This is a genomic window from Paenibacillus koleovorans NBRC 103111, assembly GCF_004000845.1.
Lineage (GTDB): Bacteria > Bacillota > Bacilli > Paenibacillales > NBRC-103111 > Paenibacillus_AA > Paenibacillus_AA koleovorans.
The window spans coordinates 1-6,725 of the sequence record NZ_BIMA01000196.1 but is presented as its reverse complement, the minus strand read 5'-3'; the positions used below and the strand labels follow the sequence as shown (position 1 = coordinate 6,725).

Annotated in this window: 5 protein-coding genes and 1 tRNA gene; all 6 read left to right on the top strand. The window is 54.1% G+C overall.

All coding sequences use genetic code 11. The features are described from left to right. Positions 1 to 229: 229 nt before the first annotated feature. Complete coding sequence (gene guaB, locus PKO02S_RS31235) at positions 230 to 1,690, top strand: IMP dehydrogenase (RefSeq protein ID WP_127589076.1); 1,461 nt, start codon at positions 230 to 232, stop codon at positions 1,688 to 1,690. A 155-nt stretch (positions 1,691 to 1,845) separates the two neighbouring features. Continuing rightward, entirely contained in the window at positions 1,846 to 3,156 is a 1,311-nt protein-coding gene (locus PKO02S_RS31230) for a D-alanyl-D-alanine carboxypeptidase family protein (protein ID WP_246067659.1), read from the top strand. Between the two features lie 123 nt (positions 3,157 to 3,279). Beyond that, a complete protein-coding gene (gene pdxS / locus PKO02S_RS31225) occupies positions 3,280 to 4,161 on the top strand; it encodes a pyridoxal 5'-phosphate synthase lyase subunit PdxS (RefSeq protein WP_127589074.1) in 882 nt (293 codons plus the stop codon). Positions 4,162 to 4,189: 28 nt separating this feature from the next. Then, entirely contained in the window at positions 4,190 to 4,774 is a 585-nt protein-coding gene (pdxT, locus tag PKO02S_RS31220) for a pyridoxal 5'-phosphate synthase glutaminase subunit PdxT (protein ID WP_127589072.1), read from the top strand. A 126-nt stretch (positions 4,775 to 4,900) separates the two neighbouring features. Then, on the top strand, positions 4,901 to 6,181 hold the full coding sequence (serS, locus tag PKO02S_RS31215; RefSeq protein ID WP_127589070.1) for a serine--tRNA ligase: 1,281 nt from the start codon (positions 4,901 to 4,903) through the stop codon (positions 6,179 to 6,181). A gap of 121 nt (positions 6,182 to 6,302) precedes the next feature. Next, positions 6,303 to 6,389 (top strand) — tRNA-Ser (locus PKO02S_RS31210). The last annotated feature ends 336 nt before the right edge of the window (positions 6,390 to 6,725 follow it).

Genomic DNA, 6,725 nt, shown 5'->3' with positions numbered 1-6,725 from the left:
AGGAAGAACCTGTACATTACTGTGCAGGTTCTTTTTTGCATCCGGTACTATTAAAGAAGCCACGGCAATGGACATACTACGGCATAGCGAGAGAAGGCAGAACTCCGCCAACAGGGACGATCGTGGCCGGAAGAGCGGTTTCCTTGACATGAAAATGGGGAGTTGTTACGATGGCAATAATTCTTTTTTGGCCCAGCCAGTTGAACAGAGACAGTGGGGGACTCCAGACGTGTGGGAATCGAAATTTGCAAAAGAAGGTTTAACGTTTGACGATGTGCTATTAGTTCCTCGCCGGTCGAGCGTATTCGGCCCGAAGGAAGTGGACGTCTCGACGAGGCTCGCACCAGGCATCAAGCTTAACATCCCGCTGATCAGCTCCGCCATGGACACGGTGACGGAAGCGAAGCTCGCCATCTCGATGGCGCGCGAAGGCGGCATTGGTATTATTCATAAGAACATGTCGATAGCCGAACAAGCCGAACATGTAGATCGGGTGAAGCGTTCGGAAAGCGGCGTTATTACGGATCCGTTCTCCCTGACGGCGGAGCATCATGTATACGATGCGGAAGAGCTGATGGGCAAGTACCGCATCTCCGGGGTACCCATCGTAGACGCGAACAACAAGCTGGTCGGCATCATCACGAACCGCGATCTTCGATTCGTTCAAGACTACTCCATCAAGATTAAGGATGTTATGACCCAGGAGAACCTGGTCACCGCACCGGTGGGCACAACCTTGCAAGAGGCGCAGGTGCTGCTGCAGAAGCATAAGATCGAGAAGCTCCCCCTCGTGGATGAGCAGAACAGCCTGAAGGGCCTCATCACAATCAAGGATATCGAGAAGGCCATTCAGTTCCCCAACGCCGCGAAGGACGCGCAGGGACGCCTAGTGGTAGGTGCCGCTATTGGTGCTTCCAAAGACGCTCTGGAGCGCGCTACAGCGCTTGTGAAGGTAGGCGTCGACCTCATCGTCGTAGACTCCGCTCACGGGCACCATATCAATATCGTGGGGGCCGTACGGAAGTTAAGAGCCAGCTTCCCGAATCTCGTCATCGTGGCCGGTAACATCGCCACGGGAGACGCAACACGCGACCTCATCGAAGCCGGAGCCTCCATCGTGAAAGTTGGGATGGGTCCGGGATCGATCTGTACGACACGCGTCATCGCTGGGATCGGGGTGCCGCAGATTACAGCGATCTACGACTGCGCGACCGTGGCCAAGACGTACGGTGTTCCAATCATCGCCGATGGGGGCATCAAGTACTCGGGCGATATCACCAAAGCGATCGCGGCCGGCGCAGATGCGATCATGATCGGCAGCTTGTTCGCAGGGACGGAAGAGAGCCCAGGCGATTCGGAAATTTTTCAAGGCCGTCAGTTCAAAGTGTACCGAGGCATGGGTTCGATCGGCGCCATGAAGGAAGGGAGCAAGGACCGTTATTTTCAGGAGAACGAGTCCAAGCTCGTACCGGAAGGAATCGAAGGCCGCGTGCCATACAAAGGCCCGCTCAAGGATACAATCCATCAGCTGATGGGCGGGTTGATCCAAGGGATGGGCTATTGCGGCACGAAGACGCTCGAGGAATTGAAGAACGACACGCAGTTCATCCGGATCACCAACGCCGGACTGCGTGAAAGCCATCCACACGATGTTCAAATCACAAAGGAAGCGCCAAACTATTCCATGTAGACCAACAGAGCCGTCTGCTCCCACTAGGGAACAGGCGGTTTTTGCGACAAGCAGCCGCAGTATTGCAATTTCTAGACTAGGCCGAATTCAACTTTTGTCGCTCCCCCCCGTATGTTACAATAAGAGAATTACTAGGATGGGGAGATGGGAAAACGGTGTCAGTGGGAACAAAAGGTAGAAAGTGGTTCGGTCTAATCGGAAGCAGTGTCCTCGGGTTATCAATTCTACAATCTTTCATATATGCTCCACAAGCGAATGCTGCCGACCCGGCTCCGGTAGATTTGAAGCTGCAGGCTTCGGCCGCCATTATTATGGAAGCTTCCACCGGACAAGTGTTGTATGAGCTCAATGCGGACCAGCTGCTGCCTCCGGCCAGCATGTCCAAGATGATGTCCGAGTATATCGTCATGGAGACGATCAAGGCCGGCAAGATCAAGTGGGAGGACGTCGTTACGGCGAGCCAGTATGCTGCGGATGTCATCGGATCGGGCGACCTGCTGGCGAAGGGCGAGAAGTCAACCGTCAAAGATCTGTTCGGCGCGATGTCGATCTATTCGGGGAACGATGCGACGGTAGCTTTGGCTGAGTATGTGGCGAGTACGGAAGAGAACTTCGTCAAAATGATGAATGAAACTGCCAAGAAGATGGGCTTCAACCCGAAATCGCAATTTATTAACTCGACGGGGCTTTCCCGTGCGGATGTGGGCAAATACCAGCCGGCCGGCCCAACCGGAGAAACGATCATTACCGCGCGCGATGCCGCCCTTTTAGCCTATCATATCCTGAACGAACACAAAGAAATTCTAGAATTCTCGAGCATTCCGGCCAAGAAGTTCCGCGAGCGTGACAAGGATCCGATGATCAACTGGAACTGGATGCTGGAAGGCAACAAGGATAACATCAACTTCCGCAAATATTCGTATCCCGGGCTGGACGGCTTGAAGACGGGACATACGGATGAGGCGGGCTACTGCTTCACCGGCACGGCGGTCAAGGACGGCATGCGGCTTATTACGGTCGTCATGAACACCCCTTCAATGGACGCTAGGTTCGTGGAGACGCGCAAGCTGCTCGACTACGGCTTCAACAACTTCGAGAAGAAGACCGTGCTGGAAGCGAAGAGCGAAATAGAAACGCTCAAAACCGTGAATATTAAAAAAGGCGTCAAAACAACGGTAGGCGTGGTAACCGAGGGCGGCTTGGACTTCATCGTCAAAAAAGGCGAAAAGCCGAATATTGAAATGACCGCGGCTCCGAATGAAGATATCAAATCGGCTCCGATCAAGACCGGCGACGTGCTGGGGAAAGCGACGGTTAAATATGCAGGCGCCGAGAAGCAGGTCAATCTGGTGGCGACAGCGGATGTTGATAAAGGAAGCTGGATCCGATTGTTCTTCCGAGCGATCAAAAATTTCTTCGCCGACATTTTCTCGGGGATCGCGAACGGCATAAAAGGACTATTTTAACTCCTAGGAAATGTGTCGGATTATGTTGTGCAATAAGGCACCATGCTGTACAATGGATTTTTAGAGAACACGCACTAGCAACCCCAATATAGATCGACCAATGGAACCGGGAGGGCAAGAGAAATGGAAACAGGAACATGGCGCGTTAAAAAAGGGATGGCTGAAATGCAAAAGGGCGGCGTCATCATGGACGTCATGAACGCGGAGCAAGCGAAGGTAGCGGAAGCGGCGGGTGCTTCGGCGGTGATGGCGCTGGAGCGCGTACCGTCCGAGATTCGTGCGCACGGCGGCGTAGCCCGTATGGCGGACCCAACTGTTCTGGAAGAAGTAATGAAAGTCGTCAGCATCCCGGTTATGGCCAAAGCGCGGATCGGTCACTATGTGGAAGCTCGCGTACTGGAAGCGCTTGGCGCGGACTACATCGACGAGAGCGAAGTATTGACTCCGGCGGATGAAGTGTTCCACATCGACAAGAAGCTGTTCACGGTACCATTCGTGTGCGGTGCCAAGGACTTGGGCGAAGCGCTCCGCCGCATCGGCGAAGGCGCGGCTATGCTGCGCACGAAGGGCGAGCCAGGAACGGGCAACGTAGTAGAAGCCGTTCGTCACCTGCGCATTATCAACGGCCAAATTCGCCGCATCCAAAGCTTGTCGAAGGATGAGCTGATGGTGGAAGCGAAGACGCTTGCCGCTCCATACGATCTGGTTTTGTATATTCATGAAAACGGCCGTTTGCCGGTCGTTAACTTCGCGGCAGGTGGAGTTGCAACTCCTTCCGATGCGGCTCTGATGATGCACTTGGGCGCAGACGGCGTATTCGTCGGTTCGGGGATTTTCACATCGGAGAACCCGGAGAAGTTCGCGAAAGCAATCGTTCAAGCCACTACGCATTACACGGATTACGCGCTTATCGCCGAGGTTTCCAAAAACTTGGGCTCTGCCATGAAAGGGATCGAGATCTCCAAGCTGGAGGCTTCCCAACGCATGCAGGACCGCGGTCGTTAAGGTTTAGCAGAAGAAAGAAGGGTTTCCCATGAAGATAGGCGTTCTTGCGCTTCAAGGCGCGGTTGCCGAGCACATTCGCATGATTGAGATGGCCGGCGCACAAGGGGTTGTCGTCAAGCGGACGGAGCAGCTGCAGGAGATCGACGGGCTTATCATTCCCGGAGGGGAGAGCACGACGATCGGCAAACTGATGCGCGATTATGGCTTCATCGATGCGCTCCAGGCGTATTCGAAGCAAGGGAAGCCGCTGTTCGGTACATGCGCGGGTCTGATCGTTCTCGCCAACAAGATCGACGGGCAGGATTGGGTGCACCTGAGCTTGATGGATATGACGGTGCAGCGCAACGCATTCGGTCGTCAGCGGGAAAGCTTCGAGACCGATCTCGAGATCAAAGGGATCGATCATCCGGTTCGGGCCGTGTTTATCCGAGCGCCGCTGATCAAGTCTGTTGGTCCGGGAGTCGATGTGTTGTCCGAGTACAAAGGGGAGATCGTTGCGGCAAGAGAAGGCAGCTTGCTGGCCGTATCCTTCCACCCGGAGCTGACGGACGACTATCAACTGCATGCTTATTTCGTAGACATGGTGAAGCAGTCCCAACCGGCAACGGTTTAATCCCATACGAATGGAAGAGGCACCTGAGTCGGCCGCAAGCCCCTCGGGTGCTTCTTTGTTGAATATTTGTCCATTGTATAGTACATTATATTCCATACACTATGTCCCTGAACGGGAGGTTTTTTTGTGTTTGACGCTAAAGTGCTTAGAAGTGACAGGGCTCGCGTAGAGCAGGCTCTGCGTAATAGAGGCAAGTCGATTGAAGATGTGCAATTGTTCGAGGGCGTAGATACTAGGAGAAGAGAGCTGCTTACGCAGTCCGATCAACTCAAGAACCGCCGCAATGTGGTTTCGCAGGAGGTCGCCCGGCTGAAGAAAGCCGGGGAAGACGCCGAGTCTCTGATTGTAGAGATGAGGGACGTTAACGATACGATCAAACAGCTTGACGAAGAGCTTCGTGTATTGGAAGAAGATCAAGCGAAGATTCTGCTGTCGATTCCGAATATGCCGCATGAGAGCGTTCCGGTAGGAAAGTCCGAAGACGACAATGTGGAGCTGCGCCAATGGGGCGAGGCGCCTTCGTTTGCATTTTCACCGAAGGCTCATTGGGAGATTGCACAGAACCTTGGTATTCTGGATTTCGAAGCGGCCGGCAAGGTGACGGGTTCTCGATTCGTGTTCTATAAAGGGTTTGGAGCTAGGCTGGAGCGGGCTTTGGTCAACTTCATGATGGATCTTCATGCGGATGAGCACGGCTATGAAGAGATGCTGCCGCCATTTATTGTGAATCGCGATAGTTTAACGGGGACCGGTCAACTGCCGAAGTTCGAAGAAGATGTGTTCAAGCTACAGGGGACGGATTATTTCCTCATTCCGACGGCGGAAGTGCCGGTGACGAACTACCACCGCGAAGAGATTATGGATGCCGATCAGCTGCCGAAGTACTACACCGCTTTCAGCGCGTGCTTCCGTTCGGAGGCCGGTTCTGCGGGACGGGATACGCGGGGATTGATCCGTCAGCATCAGTTCAATAAAGTCGAGCTCGTTAAGCTGGTGAAGCCGGAAGAGTCTTATGCGGAGCTGGAGACGCTTACTCAGAACGCAGAGCGGGTACTTCAGCTGTTGAAGCTGCCTTATCGCGTGCTCAGTCTGTGTACGGCCGATATCGGGTTCTCTTCGGCCAAGACTTATGATTTAGAGGTTTGGCTGCCTAGCGGGGTCTCGTATCGCGAAATTTCGTCTTGCAGCAACTTTGAGGACTTCCAGGCGCGCCGGGCGGGGATCCGTTTCCGCCGCGATGTGAAGGCGAAGCCGGAGTTCGTGCATACGCTAAACGGGTCGGGGCTGGCGATTGGACGCACGGTGGCGGCTATCTTGGAGAACTACCAGCAGGCGGACGGCAGCGTTGTTGTACCGGAAGTGTTGCGGCCTTATATGAACGGGCTGGAGCGTATGACCCGGAAATAAGCGGAGCTTGCCTATTGGGGGCAGGGTAGTATTTTCTGGACAAGGCTTGAAAGCGTGCGGGGCCTGTGGTACAATGCAGTTTGTCACGATTCGAGACGGCTGCGTCTCGCGTCGACTGCCTGGAGAGGTGGTCGAGTGGTTTAAGGCTCTGGTCTTGAAAACCAGCGAAGGGGAAACTCTTCCGTGGGTTCGAATCCCACCCTCTCCGTATGAATAACCTTCAGAGCACGTGGGATGAGAACCTTTAGGTTCGTCGGAGCTAAGCTTCGATAGGACAACATCGCAGTCTCCCCGAAGGGGAGTATCCCACCCTCTCCGCCATAAAACAAAAATGAAACGACCATAAGGTCGTTTTTTTATGGCGGGGAGAAGGTGTGCATGAGAACCTTTAGGTTCGTCGGATCATAAGCTTCGATAGCATAACATCGCAGTCTCCCCGAAGGGGAGTATCCCACCTTCTCCGCCATAAAAAGAAGGGGATGCGTGGAAACGGCTCTCCAAGTGGGCCAATTCGGACTGCGAGCCTCTTCCGGCCACGCAACCA